The organism is Bacteroidia bacterium, from assembly GCA_033391075.1.
Taxonomy (GTDB): Bacteria; Bacteroidota; Bacteroidia; order J057; family J057; genus JAWPMV01.
In genome coordinates this window covers 7,564,285-7,588,229 of sequence record JAWPMV010000001.1, presented here as the reverse complement: position 1 = coordinate 7,588,229, position 23,945 = coordinate 7,564,285, and the positions used below count along the sequence as shown (strand labels likewise).

Genomic DNA, 23,945 nt, shown 5'->3' with positions numbered 1-23,945 from the left:
TGAGGGAAGCAAAGCAATCATCTTGACCAAAAAACTGATTCGCTTTCAAGGGAATTGCTTCGCCCTAGGTTAGGACTCGCAATGACAAGCTTGTTTGTGGTGTGTTGGATTGTTGGCGTTGAATTTTCCGAGTAGCCCCAAGCAAAACAAGAACACGAGAACACTAGAACACTTACAATTCTCCCTACCAAACCTGAAGTTCCTGCTCCAGCATGACTGTCTGGGAACTGCTTTCATTTACATATACTGTAAGTTTCACTTCATATACCCCGGGAAGGGTATAAGTCTTGAGAGGATCCTTTTCCTCTGAAGTCGTCCCATCTCCAAAATCCCAGAAGAATTTCTCCCCATACTCACAGCGGGCCCTAAATCGAGTGGGGGTATCTCTATTTATTCTAAAGTCTGTGGCTCGAACATAAATGGAGGCATTTATTTCTTTACTCTCCCTTTCCTCTACCCGCAATAGCCAGTAATCATTATCTCCGCTTTTCTTATGAGTGAAATAGTTTTTCTTTTCCCCTATTGCATAATAAACCCCTGGACTGTATTCAATCACATCCATACAGCGCTCATTGTCAGGTCCACCAAAACTTTCTCTCCAGATCACTCTCCCCTCTTCATCAAGTCGATAGAGGAAAAAGTCATCCCCTCCCATAGCATAGCTCCCGGAGCCGGAACCAGAGAGGGCATATCCTCCCAATAGATATCCTCCCAGAGAAGCATGAATCATTTTCGACAAATAATCATTGTCCGGTCCTCCGATAAACTGTTCTCGAATCACTTTCCCTTCGGCCGTCAACATCATCCACCAGATTTCCTGAGCCTTAACTTGTGTATGATAATTTCCTGCTGCGATGATACGGGTATCCGGCCGTTGGTACACCTCACTCAGATATCCCCCAAAGGGACAAGCATAGGTTTCTTTCCAGATCAATCTACCAGTAACAGATAAGCGTGCTAGGAGTCCATTGCCATATAGGCCAAGCGCTTCATTTCCCATTTCCGGAGAATTGCTCATCCCAGCCAGGATATATCCCCCTTCCTCAGCTGTACTGATCCCATTGGCCCAGTCATTTTGCTGGCCGCCGATCACCTGGCTAAAGCGGACATTGCCCCGATTATCAACTTTCAGAATCAGGATGTCGGCCATACCGATATTCTTTTTAGCTACTCCATTGGGGGAGTGAGAAATTCCCGCTACCATAAAATCGCGATATCTCCCTTTGGCTATTGCATTGCCCATATCCAGTTGACTGCCTCCATAACTCTGGAGCCATTCGACCTGCCCAAGCGAATCCAGTTTTCCCAGAAAAGCATCTCCCCAGAAATTATCATCTCCTTTTTCCTCATGGGGAATGAGAGAGTTACTGACTCCTGTAAACAAGATTCCCCCGTCATCGGTATTAACCATATCCCGGAGTTCTTCACAGCCAGTCATTTTGATCTCACGCTCCCACAAGATTTCGCCCAGGGTATCTACTTTCAATATCCAGATATTGCCGCATCCACTGGCGATGGAGTCATGCATGATGGTTTCTCCCCCCATAATCAGATTGGCATCTGTGGACTTGATCAATGTACGGGCTTTATCGATCCCAACATTGTCATAAAAGCGCTGAAATTTTAAATCCGGAAAAAGTTGTGCCTGCCCGGAGAGAAAAAGGCAACACAAAAGAAAGGTATATCCAATTCGCATTTTGAAAGCGCTCAAGATTAATTCCACGACGGATCAATATTACTACATTCTTTGGAATTAGTGGAGACTTCTTGCAAAATCAGCCAAAATACAAGGAAAGAGCCACAAAAAAACCAAGGCATGCAATATGAAATTTAAAATATTTCTCAATGTCGAATGAAATTTTTTTCACAGAAAATGGCTAAAAATGACATCTAAATAAATTGGTATGGATTTGGCAGTACAGATTTGACCGTTCATGCATAATTACTGACAGTTTACCGAACGCGCTCCCAAACCGCGTAATGTAAGGCACCTCCAGATTTCTTTTTTCATTAAAGGAAACTGATATGCACCTTTGAATTGTAGGTAGATGCAATATGTATGAACAGAATCGGAAACCGATGTTTTCCGCCCTAATGTTTTACACACTATGAAGAATTGCAGAATCTATCTCGCTCTTTCCTTATGCTTTATACTTTTACTTATTTGTTCTAATACTTCTCTCCAAGCTCAAAATAATCGATTAGGCGTTTCCTATTGGGAAAATACCCGGCCTAATTCCTCCATGATTACCCAACTGTTTATTGATGATCGCAGACAGAATATCGTCGTATATCAAAATTGTTATGATGGACCTTGTGGATGGGGGCGAGAAACCCTGAGGAAGCGAGGCAATGATTATCTGGCTAGCTACAATCAAGATTTCGTTCAGTACCGAATTAGAGTTCGGATTATAGACAGAAACAGGATACTGGTACTGGCGAAAATGAAATACCGTGATACCGATGAGTGGGATTACCTGGAGTATTCATTCAGGCGGAGTCAAGGTCATGGCAATAGCGGTGGTATTTCGACCAAATAAACATTGATTTTCCTCTATGTAAAGGGCGACAAACAGGAAAACAAAGGTTTTCGTTAACATACAAGGCAGACCACCATATACTGCCAATGAAAAAATAAGGCTATCCAAATTGGATAGCCTTTTGTATTTCAAGAATAAGTAATTGAATTATTCTTTGATATGCGCTTTTTCAATCTCCTGTCTATCCAGGATAGATTGTTTAAAAGCCTTATAATCTGTTTGATTGCTAATGTCGTGCAATTCATCTCCGATCAGGAGCGGAATTACCGGATGTGTATCTCTTCGCATCGCATATTTCACTTCTTCCTGTAGGTTGAGGTGAATCAAGCGATTGAAGTGAGAGCTATTTCTAAAGAAGTATCTCTTACGGATGTTGGCGGATTGGAAAAGGGTTTCAGCCACAATAGCTGTATCCTGGAAACGCTGGAAATGATGACGCAATTTGCGGGAAAGCGCTCCTGCATAAATAGCATCTTCCATGGTTACATGATTTCTCCATCCGGAACAAAGCAGGCAAACATGTTGGTCTTGTTTTACCAGCCAGCGAGCAAGTGCTGAGATGTTACAGAAAGACCCTACTACGATTTCTTTTGCTCCTCTGATTTGAGCGGCTTTCATCGCACGGGTACCATTGGTCGTTGTGATGGCAATCTTCTTTCCTTCGACTGCTTCACGAGTAAATGAGAAAGGCGAGTTTCCAAAATCAAATCCAGAAATTTGTTCTCCACTTCTTTCTCCAGCGATCAGATATTCCTTATCCTTATACGCTCTGGCTTCTTCAATGTGCTCAACTGGCACCATCAATTCTGCTCCATGATCAAAAGCCACACACATAGTAGTTGTCGCGCGGAGGATATCAATGACCACTACAATCGCCTCTGACACATCAAATTCATCGATGAGTGCAGGTGTCAGGCAAACATGTACAAACTTTTTCATCTTCATATCGCAAAACTACAAAAAATCCAGTATTTATATAATTCGCTGCATATGAGCGTGTTGGGGAAGTGTTCTTGTGTTCAGGTGTTCTTGGGTTCTGGTGGGAGTGTTGTAGTGTTTTGGTGTTGTAGTATGAGCAGCTGTATTCGAACTACCGCACGACAACACTAAAACACTAGATTTCTTTTCATGAACACGCTAACACCCAAATACGCTAACACGTTCTCTTCAAAACTGGTTTATCAGTCCAATATGCACCCGACCTCTTGCGGCCTGAAAGGGAATGTTTTCGGCTTTCCCGATGGCATAACTGATAGAAATGATTCCGGCTTTGGTGCCATAGTTCATACCGATTCCGGTGCTGATAGGGCGACTTATGCTACTTGCTTCATTGTTTTCGAGATAGGCATAGTCTCCAAAGACAAAGACATAAGAATTTCGTTCCAGTTGCAGGCGATACTCCAGGCTGAAGAAGCTGTAAAAGTCGGTAAAGAATTGATTTTCATTAAAGCCTCGTATGCTCCGGGCTCCTCCCACCTGCAATTGGTCATTTCGAAGGATGTCTTCTATGTCCAGCCAATAGGTATGATTGGCGATATGCAGGACATGTCGGGGAATGAGTTGCTGGTACCACTTGAAACGAAAGTCGATCTCTCGACTGGGCTGTTCGCGATCTATATTTTCATATACTTCCGGCCGCGTACGACTGATCTGCACATTTTCCTGAATACTGCGGGTTCCCAGTCCAATCTTGAGGGAAGTATGCAAGCCGCGGGATGGATTGAGTCGATAGTCAAGGTTTTCAAAATTGAGTCCCAGTCCCAGCATCCTCCTTCTTGAATCCAATTGAGGAAAATCGAGCAGAGAGGTATCTACCAGACTTTCTCCCAGCAAGCGGGTATTTTTTGTATTGAGGTAAAAGCTGGCCGAAAGGAAAGGGGAAAAATCATATTGAGCAGCCAAATCCAGGCTTTGATTTTGAAAATCTTCATTTTGCTTCAGGAGTTCAAAAGCCCCACTCAATCTCAGAGGGGTTCGAAGCAAATAGGGCATCATCAATGCCAGTCGCGTTTGTTGCGAACTCTGGGTCAGTTTTTCAAACTTAAATTCCAGCAATTCGCCTCTGCGAATCGGACTTAACAGGGCCACATCTATAGAACCGGTAAACTGAAGTCTTTGGGTATTGTCGACAGGAGGAAGGATCCCCAAAAGGATATCCAGTCGGCTGGTTTGTTTCTGTTCCAGCTCCAGTTGTATATCTGCTTTATTGTCAGATCGAAATTTTACCCGGGGATCTTTCACCTCTTCATAGTAGATACTATTGTTCAGTATCCGTGGAGCATCCCGTACCAGTTTATGTCTATAAATATCTCCGGGATTGAGACCGCTGAGGTTGTAAACGAAATTGGCGTTCTCCCGAATCTTCCCCTTTACAATTACAGAATCAATCCGAACCAGAGGGCCTGAATCAAAGACATAGGAAATTTCCACTCCGACGCTATCGCCCTTATGTGCGATATACTTAAACTGTGTCTGCTGAAAAGAGGCAAAGGGATACCCTTCATTTTGATATTGATCCAGACAGCTTTCCATTTTTTCTTCTAAATCTGTCCAATTCACAACTTCCTGCTTTCGATAAAGCCTGTCTATACCTGCTCTCTGGGGATACAATTCATTTATACCTACTAACTGGATGGCTTTGTAGTAATAATATGGACCTTCAAAAATTTGGATGCGATAAGGATCCTGCGATAAAATCGAATAGGTATACTCAAGCAGACCTTTCTGCTGCTTTTCGCCTATCCACTCATCCAATACCCTATGAACTGCCAAAGAGTCTGAGGATCGCTTTAATCGCCCGAATAATTTCTTTGCATCTTTGGCTTCGCTAATCCCAAGAATTTCCGAATTTGTCCATGAACTATCCTGCCCCTGTACTGCTACAAGAGCGGAAATAATCAAACATGTAAACAAAAGGAAGAATCGATACAAAATCAGGCTCTTTTTTCAAGAAAATCCTCCCCAATAACGCCTGTAGAGGATATTTATGCTAAAAGTACGAAATGCTCTCCAATCAAATCATGCAAAGATCAGCCTCTCTATACATCCATGCAAGATCAAACATCAACCATCCATGAATAAATCCTTGTAGTTTGGGCGCTCAGTAGCTATATTAGGATGAACACTTGTACCTGCACTTCCGTTAGATTATAGAAGTTAACCTTAACGAGTCAATTATGACCTTAAAGAAATTTGCCCTCTATGCTGGAGGTGCGCTTCTCTTGATGTTGTTCAGCTCTACCCTTGGAGCACTTATTTATAAGAACTATTTCGAAACACCCACCTATTACTATTTCCCTCAAGAGAGCCTTCCCACCAGTTTTTCTCACTATATACCTGAGAATACAGAGACAAAAGAGAGAATTGTAGATCAGGATGCCCCTGTAGGTACTTCCTTACCCGATTTTGTTCAAGCCTCAAGTCTGGCACGCCCGGCTGTCGTACACATCCGTTCGCGCTATGAGGCTCACTCTTCTAACAGAAATGCAGACTTTTTCAGCAATCCTTTCAGAAACTATCTGGATGAGGATGGAAGAAGAGAAAGTCCACAGGGAATGGCTTCCGGATCGGGAGTACTCATTTCCCCTAATGGCTATATCGCCACCAATAATCATGTGATTGAAGATGCAGATGAAGTAGAAGTTACCCTTTTTGATAACCGCAGCTTTAAAGCAGAGGTAATCGGAACGGATTTGGCAACCGACCTCGCCTTATTGAAAATTAAAGGCGAAGAATTGCCCTTCCTGTCTTTCGGTGATTCTGATCAGGTGCAGGTAGGCCAATGGGTACTGGCAGTAGGAAATCCTATGGACCTGACCTCAACGGTTACTGCGGGGATTGTGAGCGCCAAAGGAAGAAATATCAACCTGCTTCAAAATGACTCCAAATATGCCATCGAATCCTTTATACAGACAGATGCTGCCGTAAACAAAGGAAATAGCGGAGGAGCTTTGGTAGATAAAGAAGGAAAACTCATTGGAATAAATACCGCCATTGCTTCCCGTACCGGATACTATGCAGGCTATTCTTTTGCTATACCAGCTACTATCGCCAAGAAAGTAATGGAAGACCTCCTGACCTTTAAAGAAGTAAAGAGAGGCTTTCTGGGAGTTTCTATACAGCAGGTAAATGCTACACTCGCTAAACAACATGGCCTGAGTATGCTAAAAGGTGCCTATGTCACAGATGTGCGGCAGGAACTCGGAGCGCATGATGCCGGTATTCGGGTTGGAGATGTGATTGTTTCTGTAAATGAGATCGAAGTAAGTAATAGTTCTGAACTTCAGGAACAGGTCAGCAGATACCGTCCGGGAGATAAAGTAAAAATTCTTGCATACAGAGGAAATCAAAAAAGACTTTTCTCCGTATTACTGAAGTCTATAGAAGGGGAATGGGAGCGAGTAAATCGCCTCGGATTCCTGGAGTATAATGAAAGCAAGTTCCGTTTATTGGGATTGAGTGAATACGAGGAGTTTGATGTAGAAAATGGAATTATGGTGATGGAAGCCGGAGAAGAAATGGAAACGGGGGGTATTCAGGATGGTTTTGTGATCACCGAAGTTGATGGCAAGAAAGTTTACAGCCTCAAAGATCTCAAAGAGGCTTTTGATAAATCAGGAGATTATGTCACTTTCCGCGGCCTCTACAGCAAAGGAGCAATGGCTTCCTTCAGCTTTAGTTGGTAAGACATAAAAAATAAATGATAAAAAGCGGATCAGTTTGATCCGCTTTTTTATTTTTGCAGGCTTATAAATCCTAACCTATGACCCATTTAAGTGTAAACCTGAACAAAGTAGCGCTGATAAGAAATTCCAGAGGGAGAAATGAGCCCAATCTGGTTCAGGTAGCCAAAGATTGCGTCGCATATGGTGCAGATGGCATCACCCTCCATCCCCGTCCCGATGAACGACATGCAAGAAGACAGGATATTTATGATCTGAAACCTGTGCTGGATGTGGAGCTAAATGTAGAAGGTTATCCTTCTGAATCATTCCTCCAAATGATAGAAGAAGTCAAACCGGAACAGTGTACACTTGTCCCTGATCCTCCGGGCGTCCTGACTTCAAATGCTGGTTGGGATACAAAAATGAACAAGCACTATCTTTTGGATATCGTTCTCAGGCTGGAGGCAGCAGGTGTCAGAAGCTCGATCTTTATAGAAACGGATCTCGATATGATTGAGCTAGCTCGCGAAATAGGGACGAATCGAATTGAGCTTTATACGGAACCCTATGCCCAGGGCTATCCGATTGATAAGGAAAAGGCAGTTAGTCCATTTGCCAAAGCGGCAGCCTTCGCCCATGAAATAGGACTAGGGATAAATGCAGGACATGATCTAAGTCTTCAGAATTTGGCCTATTTCTCAGAAAAAGTTCCTCATCTGGCCGAAGTATCTATCGGTCATGCATTGGTAGGAGATGCTTTGTATATGGGATTTAAAGAAACGATCAAAAAATACCAGGCTTGTCTTGGGAAATAGGAATTCCCTAGCGTTCGCTGATTTTTTCGATCAGAGACTCGATCACGCGGGTATCCTGCTCCTTGATCTGTGCGATTTGCAGGGCTTTATTGGCCGAGCGCAGAGCTTCTGCATATCGCCCCAGTTTGAATAAGATTCTCGCCTGGGTCTCATTATTATATGCCTCATTTTGCATAGCGATGGACTGGCGGGTCCAACGAAGAGCCATTTCCAGCTTGCCGGGATCTTCAATATGCCTGTCAAAGATGCTGGCAGAATGATCAAGGTCCTCTGCTTGAGCGGATTTATAGGTATCATAATGATAGATGGCCCTTTCAGCATATACTTCCCAATTTTTCCGAGCCTCAGTAAAGGTCATTTTTAGGCGATTGGCCATTTGCCCTTCATCATTGATCCGTCTTTCGATTAAGGTTAATGCCGCTTTGTATTTGGATGGATTGCCAGTAAGACCGGACTCCAGGGTAGCAGCGCGAGCAACTTCAAAGATTTTATCCAAGACTTTCCTTTCGCCATACACCTTTGCAAACTTCTTGTACTTCTTGGTGAGGAATTGATATTCAACGCCTGATATACTATGGGATAATTCCTGAATCGCTTGCCAGTTTTTCTTTTGTAATAAATCCTTTTCTTCCTGAGTTGCGAAATATTCATCTGCATAGTCACGATAATCAGCCCCGGATTTTTTTCGATGAAGGGCATATTGCAAAATGATATCAGCTTCGCGATTTCCCGATTCGTATTCCAGCTCGATATTGGCTTTATTCTTTGCCGGACTTAAAGCTGTCATCCCCTCCGTGATCAATTCTTTAGGGCCTCTGTAACCCATCACCTTATGTACGACCTCTCCCTTGAAATTGATAAAGAGTAAGGTTGGGTATGCAATCACACTATATTCACTCCCAACTCTCGGACCTTCCCCTTTTTCCATATCCAGTTTGTAGCTGACGAAATTTTCTCCAAAGAAATCTCCTACCTCAGATTTGGGATAGGTATTTCTATCCATGGCTTTACAAGGTCCGCACCAGGTAGTATAGGCATCCAGAAAAACCAGTTTGCGCTCTTTACGAGCAATGCTAAGGACTTCTTCCCAACTACCTTCTACAAAGTCAATACCTTGCGCAGAAGTGAGGGAACTCATACCAAATGAAAGAGTAAGGAGAAGGAGTAAAACGCGAGACAAGTGCAACATTATACGAGTGAATTTATATGATGGGCAGCAATATCCATGCCTTCGCAAGAGCGATCTATATTTCCTTGAAAGCATGACAAAAAGCCAATTTAAAGACTTCTTATGCTACGTACGGAGATCAAGCGGGAAAGATTGTCGCCGCATATTCATTATATAAAAAAAGGGGGACAATTTGATAACTGTCCCCCTTTTTTTTGAAAAGTCTTACTTATTTTTTCAATAGGTCGCGGATTTCTCCCAATAGCACTTCTTCATTTGAGGGTCCAGCAGGAGCAGCTTCCTCAGCAGGCTTTTGAGTAGCATTGTAAGCCTTAACTACCAGGAAGATCGCAAATGCTGTAATCAGGAAGTTGATCACCACATTGATAAATTGTCCATACTTGATCTGTACGGCCGGAATAGCCTCAGCTGTAGCAGTTGCAGGTACACCGTCTTGTAAGGTAATCGCGAGATCACTAAAATCTACTCCGCCAAGTAGGAGACCAATGGGAGGCATCAGGATATCATTGGTGAAAGAAGTTACAATTGTTCCAAATGCTGCCCCGATGATCACAGCTACTGCCAGATCCAGGACATTGCCTTTCATGATAAAATCCTTGAATTCTTTAATCATTGCTTTTAGGTTAATAGTTAAATATGTGCGGCATATTCATAGTCTGAGTGCTTAATATAGAAAAAACACCACTTTCTGCACATTTTAGCGCGCTAAAACTTTATTATCCTTGACATAAATTGGTTTTAAAGAAAGAATTCTCTAATTTTAGTGTCCTCAAAAGGATTCAATTACGTTTGAGCAACTGTCTAGTAAAGTAGTCGCTTTACTTTTCGATCAAAATCCGGATATTTCTAACACTACGGTTAAATTCACATTCACCTTGCATCAATTGTAAAATTGTTGCTTACCTTTAAATTTCCGGAAATTTCCCCACTGGGGAAGGATTTTTTTCCGATCAGTGAAAGGATTTGAAATAGATAGTTATCAATTCGTATCTCGTAAAGGGGAAACAATTATTAGGTAGAACAAAAATATAATCTAGGTTATCTCAGGTATGCTAAAGCAGAATCAACAACTTAAACTGCTACAAAAAATCTCGCCTCAGCAAATTCAATTTATTAAATTGCTGCAGGTGCCTACGGCATCCCTGGAACAAAGAATCAAGGAGGAGTTGGAAAAAAATCCTGCCCTGGAAGACCTTCAGATGGGATTTGGAGATGAGAAGCCTAAGAATGAATACGAGGATCTGGATCGCAAAGATGATGAGCCAAGCCCACCAGAAAAGGATGACAAGCTTAGCCAGGACCTGAATATGGACGATTATCTAGCCAATGATGGTTATGATTATCGTACCCGCTTACCCCAGGGAGGAGATGATGAAGATGAATATGAAGCGCCTATCGTTCAGATGAAATCCCTCTATGACCTCCTGGATGAACAGCTTTCCCTCCTCAACCTTACAGAAAAAGAACTGGTCGTCGGTGAACATATTATCGGAAATATAGATGAAGATGGATATTTGCGGGGCCGCGGATCTGTAGATCCCATCAAAGCCATTGTCAACTACATGGCCTTTCGTCAGAATATCTCTACTACCATAGAAGAAGTAGAAGGGGTACTGGAAAAAATTCAAAGATTTGATCCTCCAGGTGTAGGTGCGAGAAGTTTGCAGGAATGCCTCTTGCTTCAATTGAAGCGCAAGCCTCAGACACCTATTATCCAGATAGCCATCAAACTGGTTGACAAATATTTCGATGAGCTGACGAAAAAGCATTTCCCTAAACTCCGTTCAAGACTTGGAGTTACAGAAGATGAATTCAGGGACATCTATAACCTGATCACCAAACTCAATCCAAAGCCGGGCGAATCTCAAAGTTCGATCAAGCATGAATACATCATCCCGGACTTTATCCTTACTACCGAAAACAACAAAATCAACATACGTCTCAATAGCCGCAATGCTCCCGACCTAAAAGTAAGTCGCAGCTACATCAATATGTACAGCGAATACAAAGGCATGGACAAATCCAAAAAGAATGGAACGGTAAAAGAGACCCTGGACTTTGTAAAGTCTCGTATCGAAGCCGCCCAATGGTTCATAGATGCCATTCGACAGCGCCAATTTACGCTCCTCAATACAATGGAGACAATTGCGGCAAAACAGGAAGAGTTTTTCATTTCTGGCGGAGATGAGAAAAAACTCAAGCCTATGATCCTGAAGGACATTGCAGAAAAGATCCAGATGGACATCTCTACCGTTTCCCGGGTAGCCAATAGTAAATATGTGCAAACAGACTTTGGGATTTATGCCCTGAAATTCTTTTTCACAGAGGGTATTGAAACGGAAGATGGTATGGTTTCCAATCGTGAGGTTAAAAAGGCCCTCGAGGAAATTATTTCTGGCGAAAGCAAACGCAAACCCCTATCCGACGACAAGATCGCCCTTCAACTCAAAGGAAGAGGCTATAATATCGCTCGTCGTACTGTTGCCAAATACCGCGAGCAATTGGGAGTGCCCGTAGCCCGTCTGAGAAAAGAAGTTTAACTCCCTGCGATTAGATCATTTTTATTTTAGGGAAATGCATTCCCCAAAGCTGCTTATCTTTGCTGAAAATTTAGCTAAGGTATGAGCACGCTAGCATCCATAATGGGAGGAATCGTAAGCGCCCTTTTCTTTTATGTCGCTTACCGGAAATGGAAGCTGAAAAAAAATACGCAGAAACGAGATCTGGAAATCTTTGAAAAAGCCAAGCCCTTGATTGAAGCGGTCGAAAATGGCAAAGATCCTGATCCACAATTGATCCGTGAATTGGCGGATGATGCTGCCAGCAGAACCTTCCTGTATGTTGTACTGGACGGACATGACAAACTCCATCTCTTTCCGGAGAAATACGACAATTTTATTTCCAGCGCAGAAGCCGCATTGGTCTATTGGCTACTTCATCCTAATGAATTGGGGGGCAGACCAGAAAAAATCAAGTTCATGAAGAAAGTCGAGATTGTTCATGAAATAAAGGAGAAGGAAGAAAAACTCTATTTCTACGTATTTAAGTTCAAAGAACTTGCTGCCGAAGGGCTATGGGAAGCAGGGGTAGCCGGTCCTTATGTAGCCAGCAGCAATCCCTATGATTTTGCTCCGGGAACCTTTAGTACCTTTGAAGAATACGACAGCAAAAGTCCTCAGGAACACGCCCAGTGGGTGCATGAAATGTGTCTAAAGAAAAAAATGTACTAAGATGTCTCTCCTGAAAACACAAAGACTGGAACTTAGCCCTTTTCAACAAGATGAATTGAACAAGCTGCATCAGCTATTCACTGATCCTTATATCCGTAAATACCTTTGGGATGACGAGCTTCTTCCCCTTGAACAAAGCCAGGAAGTTCTCAGTATCAATCTTCAGCATTTTCAGCAGGATAAATGGGGCCTTTGGAAGATCCAGCCAAAAAGAGGGCAGGAAATAATGGGCTTTGTGGGACTTTGGAATTTTTTTGAGGAGCCTCAACCTCAATTGCTTTATGCTATTCTTGAAAAATATGCGGGTCAGGGTTTTGCAACTGAAGCGGCTCAAAGAATTGTCCAGTATGCATTTGAAGACCTGAATTTCAGCTATCTTCTGGCAGCGATGGACGAGCCTCATAAAATTTCTCAAAAACTGGCTCAAAGAATCGGGATGCACTTTCTTGAACGAAAAATGGAAGACGGAAAAGCTACTGTCTTTTATAGAATAAATAAGCTAAGATAAGGCATGCTTCTTAAGAAACTACACTTCTTTGGCGGGATCCTGTTCCTGATCATATTTATCCTGAGTGGGCAGTATATGCAGCATGCTTTCAATGGCCTTCAGGATTTGGAATTATTTGAACGGATGGTCTTTAGAGCGGAGCATATTTATCTCTTGCTCACGAGCCTGATCCACCTTTCAATGGGAACTTATCTTCGCCCATATAAACGGATTCCCCAGGAGTACATCCAATTGTTTTCTTCCTTTCTCATGTTTCTCGCCACAGCTTCTTTTCTCTACAGCTTTTTTCATGAAATGCCTAGTAGTGAAATAGAAAGGCCATTTAGCCGTATGGGGCTATATCTTATGCTTGCAGGCGTGTCCTTTCATGGCTTACTAAGCTTGTGGAAAGCTAAGCCGGACTCAAATCCTTCCTGATATCTTCCTGAATGCCCTCAACCAAATAGGGATAGATCTCAGAAGAAATCATATTCACATATTTCTCTGCTACCATTTTTCTCTCCAATTGGCCTTTGATTTCTGAATGAGAAAGAAGGAAATCATTGAGTAATTGAATACGCTGATAGAGTCGACGGAACTGGCCCGGGAAAGCCTCTTTCCTGAATACTCCCATTCCCGCCAGAATTTTGAACATACCGGGAAATTCTCGATCACGCTTGACAAGAACCTCGATATAATGCTCTCTAATTCTGGGATAATCCCGCATCAAATGGCTGAAATCCAGGAAAATAAAGCGATAATCAAAAAAGACACCGATCATCTCGGCCATATAGACCTTTAAATAACCCCAATTGAGGTCATCTCTTTGGATGATTTCGGCGATCTTACTATCAACCGCAGCCGCAAATCGAAAATACAGAGCTTCGATGATATCTGCGCGCTTCTTATAGTGGTAATTGAGATTCCCCTGACTAATCCCCATAAATCCGGCAATCTTCCGTAAGGTGACGTTTGCCAGTCCATCTTGATTGAAGAGGACAAGGGCCACATCAAGGATTTTTTCTTTTGTTTTCGGCATCTAAAAAATGACCTATTTAACCTAAATTAGTTACCCTGACCTAAGGTATAAAACCAAGGCCACAAGCCCAAGAATTGTATCCAGAGAAAATCATATCAGGATTTTCTGAAGAATTCGGGGCTCTCTTTTCAAAAATTATGGGAAGGTATTCTTGCTTATGAAGGTAAATGGTGTTCCATATCGGAACACAGAAGTACAATTTACTAAATCTCTGGACGCAATGGTTGATTCTTTTAAAATTTCCCTGAATATTTCCTTTCATTTCCTGAGCGCTGCAATGCTTTTCCTACCACTTTGTTAGCAAGAAAAAGGCCATGAATAAAAGCTTTGACCTAATATATTTGGGATTTCGAATATTTCGAGAATTTATAATCGGACTGTCCAGTAATAAAGGAAATCCTGTTTTATCTCAAAAAATAACCTCAGCATTTGATTATCAAAGCATTACAACATTCCTTTATCTAGCTCTCTTTGCTTTAACAAAAGAGCAAAGAGCCTAATTAGGTCTTGTATGCTAACCTAAAAGTTTGCGTATTTGACTAGCTGGGGAGAATTGACACTGATCAGGAATTCAGACAAAACAACTAGTTCTGCCCACTGAGGATTTTTTTGTACGCCTCTTCATCGAGGACAGTCTCAACGGCTTTTAGGATCACCGGATCGTCAACAAATGCGGATTCAAGAACTCCTTGCTTGAAATAATATCGGTTGATGATCTCGCGCTTTAGTTCACGCTTGATGGCTTCCTTATGACGCAAGAGGTCCTGCTTTTTTTCTGCTTCCAGCTTTTCTTCTACGCCTGCCAAAAGAGCTTCCATGTCTCCATCATAGCCATTCCTGACCAAAGATTTCTGAAGGCTTTCTATTTGACTTTCTGAAAGTGTAGAAAATTGAAGTCCTTTTTCCTTTACAAATTTGCTGAAGTCCTCGTAAATCTCATCGGTAAGCCTAAAATCGCGAGGGCCTTCTATCGTCTCATTTGCCTGGGCAAAGACTGTTACGAAATCGAAGATAAATCCTTGTTCCGTCAGTGCCTTGAGGACGGGCGGTCTTTCTTTCTTATCGATCGGAAGATCAGGCATTACTCCTCCTCCATCGAAAACAGGACGACCATTTCGGGTCTTAAATTCGGATATTTGTTCATCTGCTACTTTGCTCACGCTGCCATCTTCGCTCCGATTGGAATAATCTATTGCCTGGATACAGCGGCCACTCGGCGTATAATAGCGCGCGATCGTCACCTTCATCTGTGTATTGTAGCTCAAGGGACGAAAATTCTGGACCAGGCCTTTACCAAAGCTTCTTTGGCCTACTACCACTCCCCTATCCAAATCCTGTATAGAACCGGAAACGATCTCGGATGCACTGGCAGAGTTCCCATTTACCAAAACTGCCACAGGAATCTCTTCATCTATGGCTGGCATACGGGTATAAAATTTGGCTTTGGAGGTTTTGCTCCGGCCTTTCATTTCAGTAATTAGCTCATTTTGCGGAACAAAGACATTAGAAACATTGACGGCTTCATTTAATTGTCCCCCCGGATTGCCTCTCAGGTCAAGGATTACAGCTTTCATTTCAGCATTCTCATCCTGGAGTTTTTTGAGGGCTGTTGCAACTTCCCGTCCCGCATTGCTCATAAATCCGGTTTGGAGGATATATCCAACCTCGGGCGTAGCCATGGCAAAATAAGGTACATTCTCAGCCTGGGTCTCCGTTCCTCCCCTACTTACTTCTATGCTTTTCAGTTCTGATTCTCCCGGCCTTTTTATTGTAAGGGTCAACTTAGAGCCTCTTTCGCCTAACAATAAACTATTTACATCATCCAGGCTCATGCCCGACTCAAACACTTCTTCCTGATCGATACGCATGATCTGATCTCCGACCAAAAGTCCCGCTTCAAAAGCAGGGCTTTTTTCAAAAAGCTCTAGCAGGAGTATTCTTTCTCCCCTCAAGCCGACTTCTGCCCCTATGCTACTATACTCACCGGTACTAAAGATTTTGGAGGTTTCAATCTGACTTTCGCTGAAGTAATTGGTATATGGATCGAGATTCTTAAGCATAGAATCTATCCCTGTCCGCATGAGTTCGGTGGGATTGGTCTCATCGACAAAAACTGTATTAATTTCTGTATAGACCTTGCCAAAAATATCCATGCTTTTGGCAATTTCGAAGAGATCACCTGCACGAAATCCTAGTAGGAATGTGGCACTGAGGAGCAGAAGAAACCAGAATCGTTTTGTTGAGATAACTTTCATGTATACGATCTTCAGCAAAGATATAAGGTACGTTTTTTTCTTTGGGTTTACACAAATTTACGCCCTTTTTCCCTTTCTAATGAGATTTTTTCAGGAATGCAACATGCAATATTCCTACAATATTCTTTTATTAAGTTTTGAGTGTGGGGATACCAGTATTCAAGGAAATCCAGACAAGCTACTTTAAACATCAATCCAATCTCATGAGGACAAGTATCATCTTTGCCTTTTTCCTCCTATGTACACCTTTACTCTATACGCAAGTTTTAGAGCTAAGGGTTGGGATGTCAGAGAAAGAACTTATCAAACGAGCTATGCCCGGTCGCATCGAAAGCGGGATGAAATTTGAGAACAGAGAAGGTCCGGTTACTTTTTTTCGTCAGGAAATAGACTCGACCTATACCTTAAGAATTATCATTACAACCAAAAAAGGAAAGATCTACCACATCCGCAAGCAGCATATAGGCTGGAGTGTTGACAAAAGAAGAATCCTTTTCGCCTTCTTTAAGGAATCCATCACAAACTCGGCAAATAAACCCCATATGGAAGAAAATCCTGAACTGGCCCAGACGGTAGCCCGGGAGTTCAGCGAGAAAGGAGTCCGTGCAAAAGCTTTTAATAATAAAAAGCGGAAGTATATAGAGATCTTTATGTTCTACAATAACAAAACCAGTTCGGTTTTTGTCGAGATCGAAGGATCTAGTTGACGACTGATAAATCCTGGTATTCTTTCAAACAGAATTCTACGGCTTCTCGCATATAGTCTTCAGAAAAATCGAAACGTATACCTGCTTCTTTATAAATCTCCGGAATAGTCCTCGTATAGCCCAGTTTGAGAGCGCTGAGGTATTGTTCCAATCCCCCTTTGGGATCTTGCTTAAAGTTCCTCCATACAGCCAATGCACCTAATTGGGCGATCGCATATTCGATGTAGTAAAAAGGTACTTCGAAAATATGCATCTGCTTGAGCCAAAGATTTCTGCGAATATCTTCAAATCCTTCCCAGTTCACGGTTTCCCCATGAAAGCGGATATACAGCTCATCAAAAGCAGCATTTCTTTCTTCATGCGTATGCTCAGGATTATCGTAGAGCCATTGCTGAAAGGCATCTATGGTAGCTACCCATGGAAAAATGGTAATGCAACGTACCAATTGTCCCTTTTTAGCACGAATCAAAGAGGTCGGATCTTTATAGAAAGCATCATAATAATCCAGGCACAAAAGCTCCATACTCATAGAAGCCAGCTCGGCCACTTCAGAAGGAGGTTGTTTTAGTGCATTCAGGCTGATGTTTCGGGTAACAAAGGAATGTACTGCATGCCCACTTTCGTGAAGCATGGTGATTACATCCGTCTGGGTTCCTGCAGCATTCATAAAAATGAAGGGAATACCTGTTTCCATGAGGGGATAATTATATCCCCCCGGTGCTTTCCCGACCCGACTATCCAGATCTAGAAAGCCCTTTTTATCCATAATGCGGATCATTTCGCCCAGTTCTTCTTGCACATGGGTCAAGGCTTCTACAGATCTTTCCAACAATTGATCGGCGCCTTCGAATGGCTTGAGAGGAACCTCTCCGAATATATCTACACTGAGATCCCAGGGTCTTAATTCTGAAAGTCCCAGCAATCTTCTTCTTTCCTGTAAAAGCTCCTGATAGATAGGTTTGACTACCTTTTCTACAGCATTATGAAAATCCTTGGTATCCGCGGGCTGGTAGTCAAAGCGCCCCATCTTATCGAACTTATATCGAGTATAAGAATCATAGCCTGTATTCTTAGCCATCTGATTCCTTCTTTGCAGCAATTTGTCAAAAAGCTCTTGCAACTTTTCGGAATCCTGACTTCTTCTTTTTGCCAGCTTTTTCCAAACTTCTTCCCGGACTGACTGATCCCGATTTTCCATATACTTACCTGCTTGCTGCAAGGTCAGTTCTTTTCCTTCATGCTCAATCGTCATGGCTCCCATCGTACTTCCATATTCCTGCGAAAGGCTTTGGACTTCTGTACTAAGCGGAATATTTGCTTCGCGAAACATTTCTATTGCGCGTTTGACCTGACGGGTATAGGTCAAATAAAGATTATTATCCAACTCATTGAAGTAGGGATTGGCGGCCAATTTTCGATTGAGTTTATCCTCACATACAGAGACATGGGGTATAATCTCCTTTACGAAAAACTGAAAAGCTTCTTTTATTTTCTCATCCTGCGTATTGCAGGTCATGCGAATATAGCGCCATGCATACTCCTCAGAAACAATCCCATCCAGTTCATTGCGCTTTTTCAGGTACTTTTCCAGCTTTTCTACACTATCCGGCTCCGCTTCCATAAGCTGGTCATAATAGATCTTTATACTTTCCCAGTCTGTGATCTCAAAGTCTGTCGGTAAAAATGTGCGTGCGAGTTTATTATCTTTTATCTGTAAGAATTCTTGCATGTTCAGGAAATTTGGGACAAAGCTACAAAAAATGTCCTAAGCCGAGGCATGTTATTTTTCTATGCAAGATTCTGGCGTAATCTGTTCAAAAATTGTATCTTGTTGATAAGGACGTCGTGTATTTACCCATTTTAATTTTTCAAATTGGAAAGAATACAGGCAATTTTTAATTCTCTCTCCCGGCAGGAGTTGAGATACCTCAAGAGTTTTTTAAACGCATTTCATGGAAAAGGGAGTAATAAGGCACTCGCACTGCTTGAACTCCTCGAAAAACAGCCCGATCTGACACAGGCTGATGCTTCCGAAAAGTTGTACGGCAATCCCAAATCAAAAGCCTTTATTATGCTAAAGGCCCGCCTACTCGAAAAAATGCAGGAAACCCTGATTTTGGGCGTAAATCTCCAAAACAATAATGTACTGAAAGAAGATCCGGCTGCCTATGAAGTAGTCAGGATAATCAAACAAATAAGTTCTGCTTTGATGCTGAGGAAAAGAGGCCTGGAAGACATCGCCAGAGAGCTTTTCGAAAAGTGTGAGCATCAGGCAGAGGAAGCCGGTCTTCCGGAATTTCGTTTACCCCCCCTTATCTACCTCCAAAATATCGCGGCTTCCCGGCAAAAAGGGACATGGGAATATTCGGGAGAAATTGCCAAAACACTCGAGCAGTATGAAACCGATGTCCTGGGGATAGGCATTTTTGATGAGTTTAACCTAAAGACGCGTAATCACAGTCATTTTTCGGAAGAAGTTATTGAGTGGCTTAGGGAAAAAACAAAGCAGCTTGAGAAAAGGCTGGAAGTAGCCTATACCCTCCGCACCCATTATTTCTACCTCAATCTTCTGGTCTCTATGTATGAAGGGATACAAGACTATGAGCAGGCGAAAGGAGCTTTGGAGGAATTGATTGATCTGGTCTCCAGCAATAAAGGACTCCGATCGAAAAATCGATTAGGCACGCCCTATCTCAAATTAGCAGCCGTAGAATGCCTGGTATATAATTTCCCGGCAGCTCTGGAAGCTTCCCTTAATGCCCGGGAACTCTATCATCCTAAAAAATACAATTACTTTTCTGCCTCTCTCTATGCTCTTTTTATTCAGCTTTATCTAGGGGAATGGAAAGCAGCAGAGCAAATGCTATTGGAGCTCCAGTGGTTTCGAAACCAAAAACGCAGAACCCAGAGCATAGAACTCACCTATTATCTGGAGGCCTGTCTGAAACATCTGCAAGGAGATTGCAAAGCAGCCTTTCAAAGCCTGGGACTTTTACAGGAAATTTTAGCCGATAAAAAAGGCTGGAATAGCAGTATGCGCATTTATGAAATTATGCTTTTGCTGGATATGGACATGTTTGACCTGGCTGCTTCCCGTATTGAGTCTTTGCGGAAGCATCTTGCGAAATACAGGGGAGAAGATCGACATGCAAAAATTTTTAGATATCTCTATTTGCTGGAAAAACACGCCTTTGATTTTCAGACTCGAGATGATGAAATGCATGAATTGGAACAATGGATGAGGCTTTCTGATAGTTGGAAAGCCATCAGCCATGAAGTTATCCGTTTCGACCTGTGGATACAGGCGAAAAAGGAGAATACAGGCTTAGCAGAAGCTTTTACACAAAGCTTCTTTAATCCCAAAACCAGCCTCGATTTTGAAGCTGGAGAAATGTCAAAAATAGATGTTGTTGACTAAATAGGAAGGTTCAGCTTATCCTTAAGGTATTTGTGGTAGATAAACAGTACCAGAACAGCGCCTCCTGTAGCGATAATAAGGTCTCCCAGATAGGTGCTTCCCAATTTTGCATTAAGGCCAAAGAATCCCGCAACAAAACCTCCCACAATAGAACCAACAATTCCTATGATAATCGTGGAAACCCATCCTCCTTTTTCATCCTGAGGGGTAATCATTTTGGCTATGGTACCAGCGGCTAATCCGATGAGTCCCCAAATAAGTAGTGAAAACATATTAGTAGTGTTTTAATCCGTTTTGATGTGTTCAATCGAACTCATCAAGGATAAGATACGAATTTCAGGGAAAGTAAGCGGATTAAATTTTTGTTAAATGTCTGAAAATCAGAAAATCCAGGCCTTGTCCAATACTTGTTCGAAAGTATTCCAGTTCCAGTTTGCCCCATCCCAGGGGCCCTGATACAGATAGGTCAATCGGACACTATATACTACCCACCATAGCAATACCACATAAATAGCGCTTCTGAAAACGATCTGAATATTTTTAAAATGATCAATCACATAGGCCATTGGAATGGCCATAAAGGGGAAGAACTCAATATAAGCCCTATGGCCATAAGCTCCCCCAAACCACCAGGCTGAGTATGCGCCAAAAATATAGGTAAAGAGTATGAAGATCAGCGTGATCAGAGGTCCATTCAGGATATTCTTATAGGAGGTTTGTATCATTCCCAGCAAACTGAGAAAGAGGATAGGTGCATAAATGAAAAGGCCGTTTTGTACATCGATCAATACTCGCCAGATTTTGGGATGGCTCCTGTAGGGGAAAAAACTTTCCGGAGTATAGCCATAAGAAAAGATCAATGGCGAACCTGTCACATGGTACCAATACATCATCTGAGGAATCCAGGGGATGAAAAAAGCGGGAATCAATAAGAGTAGCGCCTTATAATGTTTGAGAATAAAGTCCCAACGATCGACAAAGTCCTCCTTCTTCTGGATGGAGAAAAAGAGGACAAAGAGGGCGATACAGAAATTGGTTAGACGTATTTGGGTAATAAAGCCAATAAGAATGCCCAGGAGGAAAAGATTTCGAAAGCTGGGATTCTGAAAGATTTTTGGTGTCACATAGAGTAATATCGCAAATAGACAGAAGGAATATATATGCGACATGGCGGGCTCCATAAAGGAGTAGTAGACCATATTGGTTCCAAAGTAAAGCCCGAATATGGTCAGAGCCGTTGTCCATTTAGAGAAATGTTCATCCAGCACTTTCCGCAAAAACCAAAAGCCCAGCATACAATAGAAAATTGCCGCGATAGCGATTCCATTGCTATAAACTACCGAATAACCATCTGCAGGTCCTTCAAACAATCCTATACTTGTGAGGGCGTGTGTAAGGAGAAAGAAGGGAGCAATCATAATGGCTACTCCGGACGAATATCGGGTAAAGCGCTTATTGCTTTCCTCATGAGGCTTATATCTATCTGGCGATTTGACGGGCAGTTTATCCGCATCGAAGCCATAAATAAAGACCGCGGGCAAATAGAGGTAATAGCCTTCTCCATCTGACCAGATTCGATTCCTTTCGCGGTAGCTACGATCAGCCAGTGCCATAAGCAAGGCCGCCAGCGTAAGTATCAGTAAGTAGTGTTTTAAGAATAAATCTTTGATCCGTACCAGCATAAAAGATCAGGATTCCGTTTTAAGGGCATTGGCTTCCAGCTCTGCATTCATTAGCCTGTTTCTGAATACATCAACTGCTGTATAGATGGACTGACGTAAACTTTCAGGATCTGCCGTTCCTTTTCCCGCAATGTCATAGGCAACTCCATGATCCGGACAGGTTCTGACTACCGGAATACCAGCCGTAAAATTGACCCCTCTGTATCCCGTCAGGAGTTTAAAGGGAATCAAGCCCTGGTCATGGTACATAGACATGACGCCATCAAATTTTTTGTAATTGGCAGAAGCGAAAAAGCCATCTGCAGGATAAGGGCCGTATGCCCGGATTCCTTTATTCCCCAACTCCATAATCGCCGGGCTAATGATGTCTTGCTCTTCCGGTCCAATCAATCCATCATCACCAGCATGAGGATTCAATCCCAATACAGCTATCATCGGACGCTGGATATTGAAGTCTTTGCTCAAAGAGTTGTGCATAAGCTCAACCTTCTCCATGATGCGTTCTTTTGTCAAAGCTCCCGCCACAGCACTTAGAGGTAAGTGATTGGTAACGGTTCCTACTTTGATATCCTCCGACACCATAAACATCAGGTTTTGCTTTACATTGAAAGCTTTCCCCAATAATTCCGTATGGCCAGAAAACTCAGGATCATTTTTCTGGAAGGTAGCTTTATCAACGGGCAAAGTAACGATGGCATCTATTTCCTGATGCTGGGCATCTTCTACGGCTCTTTTCAAAGATAGATAAGCAGCCTTTCCCCCATTGGCAGAAGGTTTCCCAATCTCAATTCTTTCAAGATCAGGTACACACTCTATGATATTAAATTTATTGTACTGCGCCTGCTTGGGACCAGGTACCACCACATAATGGAATTTGGGGATATCCAGTACCTTGCGATATATATTGATCACACGAGAAGAACCATACAGGATCGGCACACAAAACTCTTTCAATCTCGAATCTACGAAGGCCTTTAGAATCAATTCAGGACCGATTCCATTCACATCTCCTATGGTAAATCCTATTTTCAGTTTCTGTTGATTTTTACTCATTAGGCTTTTGGCTTAAAATATAGCGCTCCATTTTGTCATTGAGCAGGATCAAATTGTATTTTTGTCCAGCTTCCTGACTATTCAGGCAAATTACAATATCCCATGCATAATCTAAAACCAAAGAAATTCTGGGGACAGCATTTCCTCACCGATCTGGGAATCGCTCAAAAGATCGTTGATCTCTGTCCCGCAGATTCGACGGATACCGTGATAGAAATCGGTCCGGGGCAAGGGGTACTGACCCAGTTTCTTCTGCCTAAATATCCCGCTTTTAAAGTCGTAGAAATAGATCCGGATGCAGTAACATATCTTTTGGGTCAGCTGGGGATGAAAGAAGAGCAAATCATCCACAAGGATGTACTCAAGTGGCAGATGCAGGAGGACATTCCGGCTGATAGCCATTTTGTAGGTAATTTGCCCTACAATATTTCCTCTCCCTTCTTTTTTCAATTATTAGAAAACCTGCCCTATGTCAAAAGTGGGGCCTTTATGATACAGGATGAGGTTGCACGGAGAATTTGCGCAGGTCCGGGGAGCAAAACCTATGGGATACTGAGTGTATTACTAGGCGCTTATTTTGACCTCAAATATGAATTTAAAGTCCCGCCGGGAGTTTTTCGTCCGCCCCCAAAAGTGATGAGTGGGGTTTTGAGTTTGAAAAGGAAAGATGAATTGCCGGAAATTGAATTTCCTCAGCTAAAACGAGTAGTCAAACAGGCCTTTAGCATGCGTAGAAAAACCCTGCGAAATGCCTTAAAAACGATTGAGTTTAAGAATCGGGAACAATTTGATGAACTATTTACCCGAAGAGCAGAGACTCTTTCCGTAGAGGAGTATTTAATGCTTACAAGGAATTTAAGCTAAAT

At 42.5% G+C, this 23,945-nt stretch carries 21 protein-coding genes; 10 read left to right on the top strand and 11 right to left on the bottom strand.

Annotation, left to right across the window (positions count from 1 at the left end):
* Nucleotides 1-184: 184 nt before the first annotated feature.
* On the bottom strand, nt 185-1,711 hold the full coding sequence (locus R8P61_30115) for a PKD domain-containing protein (GenBank protein MDW3651372.1): 1,527 nt from the start codon (nt 1,709-1,711) through the stop codon (nt 185-187).
* A gap of 532 nt (nt 1,712-2,243) precedes the next feature.
* On the opposite strand from R8P61_30115, the gene R8P61_30110 reads away from it, so the two are divergent.
* Nucleotides 2,244-2,540, top strand: coding sequence for a hypothetical protein (locus R8P61_30110; protein MDW3651371.1), 297 nt, complete (start codon nt 2,244-2,246; stop codon nt 2,538-2,540).
* A gap of 147 nt (nt 2,541-2,687) precedes the next feature.
* Here the strand turns inward: R8P61_30110 and R8P61_30105 are convergent, their stop codons facing one another.
* The gene (locus R8P61_30105; protein MDW3651370.1) at nt 2,688-3,479 is read right to left on the bottom strand and encodes a 2-phosphosulfolactate phosphatase; all 792 of its coding nucleotides are present in this window, start codon (nt 3,477-3,479) and stop codon (nt 2,688-2,690) included.
* 228 nt (nt 3,480-3,707) lie between these two features.
* Complete coding sequence (locus R8P61_30100) at nt 3,708-5,312, bottom strand: BamA/TamA family outer membrane protein (protein MDW3651369.1); 1,605 nt, start codon at nt 5,310-5,312, stop codon at nt 3,708-3,710.
* 404 nt (nt 5,313-5,716) lie between these two features.
* Between R8P61_30100 and R8P61_30095 the strand changes: the two genes are divergently transcribed.
* Together R8P61_30095 and R8P61_30090 are read left to right on the top strand one after the other, a co-directional pair.
* On the top strand, nt 5,717-7,225 hold the full coding sequence (locus R8P61_30095) for a trypsin-like peptidase domain-containing protein (protein ID MDW3651368.1): 1,509 nt from the start codon (nt 5,717-5,719) through the stop codon (nt 7,223-7,225).
* 77 nt (nt 7,226-7,302) lie between these two features.
* Nucleotides 7,303-8,019 carry a pyridoxine 5'-phosphate synthase gene (locus R8P61_30090; protein ID MDW3651367.1) on the top strand — a complete coding sequence of 239 codons (717 nt, stop codon included), beginning with the start codon at nt 7,303-7,305 and terminating at the stop codon, nt 8,017-8,019.
* Nucleotides 8,020-8,026: 7 nt separating this feature from the next.
* On the opposite strand, the gene R8P61_30085 is transcribed toward R8P61_30090, so the two are convergent.
* Complete coding sequence (locus R8P61_30085; GenBank protein ID MDW3651366.1) at nt 8,027-9,157, bottom strand: thioredoxin family protein; 1,131 nt, start codon at nt 9,155-9,157, stop codon at nt 8,027-8,029.
* A 259-nt stretch (nt 9,158-9,416) separates the two neighbouring features.
* On the bottom strand, nt 9,417-9,821 hold the full coding sequence (mscL, locus tag R8P61_30080) for a large-conductance mechanosensitive channel protein MscL (protein MDW3651365.1): 405 nt from the start codon (nt 9,819-9,821) through the stop codon (nt 9,417-9,419).
* A 436-nt stretch (nt 9,822-10,257) separates the two neighbouring features.
* Between mscL and rpoN the strand changes: the two genes are divergently transcribed.
* The 4 genes from rpoN (at nt 10,258) to R8P61_30060 (ending at nt 13,363) form a co-directional block, all read left to right on the top strand.
* On the top strand, nt 10,258-11,748 hold the full coding sequence (gene rpoN / locus R8P61_30075) for an RNA polymerase factor sigma-54 (protein MDW3651364.1): 1,491 nt from the start codon (nt 10,258-10,260) through the stop codon (nt 11,746-11,748).
* A gap of 81 nt (nt 11,749-11,829) precedes the next feature.
* Nucleotides 11,830-12,438, top strand: a complete 609-nt coding sequence (locus tag R8P61_30070; GenBank protein MDW3651363.1) for a hypothetical protein — start codon at nt 11,830-11,832, stop codon at nt 12,436-12,438.
* Nucleotide 12,439: 1 nt separating this feature from the next.
* The gene (locus R8P61_30065) at nt 12,440-12,946 is read left to right on the top strand and encodes a GNAT family N-acetyltransferase (protein ID MDW3651362.1); all 507 of its coding nucleotides are present in this window, start codon (nt 12,440-12,442) and stop codon (nt 12,944-12,946) included.
* 3 nt (nt 12,947-12,949) lie between these two features.
* Complete coding sequence (locus R8P61_30060; protein ID MDW3651361.1) at nt 12,950-13,363, top strand: hypothetical protein; 414 nt, start codon at nt 12,950-12,952, stop codon at nt 13,361-13,363.
* On the opposite strand, the gene R8P61_30055 is transcribed toward R8P61_30060, so the two are convergent.
* Together R8P61_30055 and R8P61_30050 are read right to left on the bottom strand one after the other, a co-directional pair.
* Nucleotides 13,338-13,964 (bottom strand): TetR/AcrR family transcriptional regulator, encoded by a 627-nt coding sequence (locus tag R8P61_30055; protein ID MDW3651360.1) that lies wholly within the window; start codon nt 13,962-13,964, stop codon nt 13,338-13,340. The two genes, R8P61_30060 and R8P61_30055, sit on opposite strands and share 26 nt — an antisense overlap.
* A gap of 584 nt (nt 13,965-14,548) precedes the next feature.
* On the bottom strand, nt 14,549-16,219 hold the full coding sequence (locus R8P61_30050; protein ID MDW3651359.1) for a S41 family peptidase: 1,671 nt from the start codon (nt 16,217-16,219) through the stop codon (nt 14,549-14,551).
* Nucleotides 16,220-16,422: 203 nt separating this feature from the next.
* On the opposite strand from R8P61_30050, the gene R8P61_30045 reads away from it, so the two are divergent.
* On the top strand, nt 16,423-16,926 hold the full coding sequence (locus tag R8P61_30045) for a hypothetical protein (protein MDW3651358.1): 504 nt from the start codon (nt 16,423-16,425) through the stop codon (nt 16,924-16,926).
* Here R8P61_30045 and R8P61_30040 read toward each other — a convergent pair.
* Nucleotides 16,919-18,655, bottom strand: coding sequence for a M3 family oligoendopeptidase (locus R8P61_30040; GenBank protein MDW3651357.1), 1,737 nt, complete (start codon nt 18,653-18,655; stop codon nt 16,919-16,921). The two genes, R8P61_30045 and R8P61_30040, sit on opposite strands and share 8 nt — an antisense overlap.
* A 144-nt stretch (nt 18,656-18,799) precedes the next feature.
* On the opposite strand from R8P61_30040, the gene R8P61_30035 reads away from it, so the two are divergent.
* Nucleotides 18,800-20,344 carry a hypothetical protein gene (locus R8P61_30035; protein ID MDW3651356.1) on the top strand — a complete coding sequence of 515 codons (1,545 nt, stop codon included), beginning with the start codon at nt 18,800-18,802 and terminating at the stop codon, nt 20,342-20,344.
* Here the strand turns inward: R8P61_30035 and R8P61_30030 are convergent.
* The 3 genes from R8P61_30030 to pdxA all read right to left on the bottom strand — a co-directional run bounded on the left by R8P61_30030 (nt 20,341) and on the right by pdxA (nt 23,079).
* The gene (locus R8P61_30030; protein ID MDW3651355.1) at nt 20,341-20,616 is read right to left on the bottom strand and encodes a GlsB/YeaQ/YmgE family stress response membrane protein; all 276 of its coding nucleotides are present in this window, start codon (nt 20,614-20,616) and stop codon (nt 20,341-20,343) included. The genes R8P61_30035 and R8P61_30030 overlap by 4 nt on opposite strands.
* 108 nt (nt 20,617-20,724) lie before the next feature.
* Nucleotides 20,725-22,026: a hypothetical protein gene (locus tag R8P61_30025; protein MDW3651354.1), complete on the bottom strand. Its 1,302-nt coding sequence runs from the start codon at nt 22,024-22,026 to the stop codon at nt 20,725-20,727.
* A gap of 6 nt (nt 22,027-22,032) precedes the next feature.
* The gene (pdxA, locus tag R8P61_30020; GenBank protein MDW3651353.1) at nt 22,033-23,079 is read right to left on the bottom strand and encodes a 4-hydroxythreonine-4-phosphate dehydrogenase PdxA; all 1,047 of its coding nucleotides are present in this window, start codon (nt 23,077-23,079) and stop codon (nt 22,033-22,035) included.
* A gap of 102 nt (nt 23,080-23,181) precedes the next feature.
* On the opposite strand from pdxA, the gene rsmA reads away from it, so the two are divergent.
* Complete coding sequence (gene rsmA / locus R8P61_30015; protein MDW3651352.1) at nt 23,182-23,943, top strand: 16S rRNA (adenine(1518)-N(6)/adenine(1519)-N(6))-dimethyltransferase RsmA; 762 nt, start codon at nt 23,182-23,184, stop codon at nt 23,941-23,943.
* Nucleotides 23,944-23,945 lie beyond the last annotated feature (2 nt).

Bases quoted from the DNA above. Each gene is read 5' to 3' on its own strand.
- pdxA (MDW3651353.1), bottom strand. From the start codon at position 23,079: ATGAGTAAAAATCAACAGAAACTGAAAATAGGATTTACCATAGGAGAT.
- R8P61_30070 (MDW3651363.1), top strand. From the start codon at position 11,830: ATGAGCACGCTAGCATCCATAATGGGAGGAATCGTAAGCGCCCTTTTC.
- R8P61_30040 (MDW3651357.1), bottom strand. From the start codon at position 18,655: ATGCAAGAATTCTTACAGATAAAAGATAATAAACTCGCACGCACATTT.
- rsmA (MDW3651352.1), top strand. From the start codon at position 23,182: ATGCATAATCTAAAACCAAAGAAATTCTGGGGACAGCATTTCCTCACC.
- R8P61_30030 (MDW3651355.1), bottom strand. From the start codon at position 20,616: ATGTTTTCACTACTTATTTGGGGACTCATCGGATTAGCCGCTGGTACC.
- R8P61_30085 (MDW3651366.1), bottom strand. From the start codon at position 9,157: ATGAGTTCCCTCACTTCTGCGCAAGGTATTGACTTTGTAGAAGGTAGT.
- mscL (MDW3651365.1), bottom strand. From the start codon at position 9,821: ATGATTAAAGAATTCAAGGATTTTATCATGAAAGGCAATGTCCTGGAT.
- R8P61_30090 (MDW3651367.1), top strand. From the start codon at position 7,303: ATGACCCATTTAAGTGTAAACCTGAACAAAGTAGCGCTGATAAGAAAT.
- R8P61_30105 (MDW3651370.1), bottom strand. From the start codon at position 3,479: ATGAAAAAGTTTGTACATGTTTGCCTGACACCTGCACTCATCGATGAA.
- R8P61_30055 (MDW3651360.1), bottom strand. From the start codon at position 13,964: ATGCCGAAAACAAAAGAAAAAATCCTTGATGTGGCCCTTGTCCTCTTC.
- R8P61_30025 (MDW3651354.1), bottom strand. From the start codon at position 22,026: ATGCTGGTACGGATCAAAGATTTATTCTTAAAACACTACTTACTGATA.
- R8P61_30050 (MDW3651359.1), bottom strand. From the start codon at position 16,219: ATGAAAGTTATCTCAACAAAACGATTCTGGTTTCTTCTGCTCCTCAGT.
- R8P61_30060 (MDW3651361.1), top strand. From the start codon at position 12,950: ATGCTTCTTAAGAAACTACACTTCTTTGGCGGGATCCTGTTCCTGATC.
- rpoN (MDW3651364.1), top strand. From the start codon at position 10,258: ATGCTAAAGCAGAATCAACAACTTAAACTGCTACAAAAAATCTCGCCT.
- R8P61_30095 (MDW3651368.1), top strand. From the start codon at position 5,717: ATGACCTTAAAGAAATTTGCCCTCTATGCTGGAGGTGCGCTTCTCTTG.
- R8P61_30110 (MDW3651371.1), top strand. From the start codon at position 2,244: ATGATTACCCAACTGTTTATTGATGATCGCAGACAGAATATCGTCGTA.
- R8P61_30045 (MDW3651358.1), top strand. From the start codon at position 16,423: ATGAGGACAAGTATCATCTTTGCCTTTTTCCTCCTATGTACACCTTTA.
- R8P61_30065 (MDW3651362.1), top strand. From the start codon at position 12,440: ATGTCTCTCCTGAAAACACAAAGACTGGAACTTAGCCCTTTTCAACAA.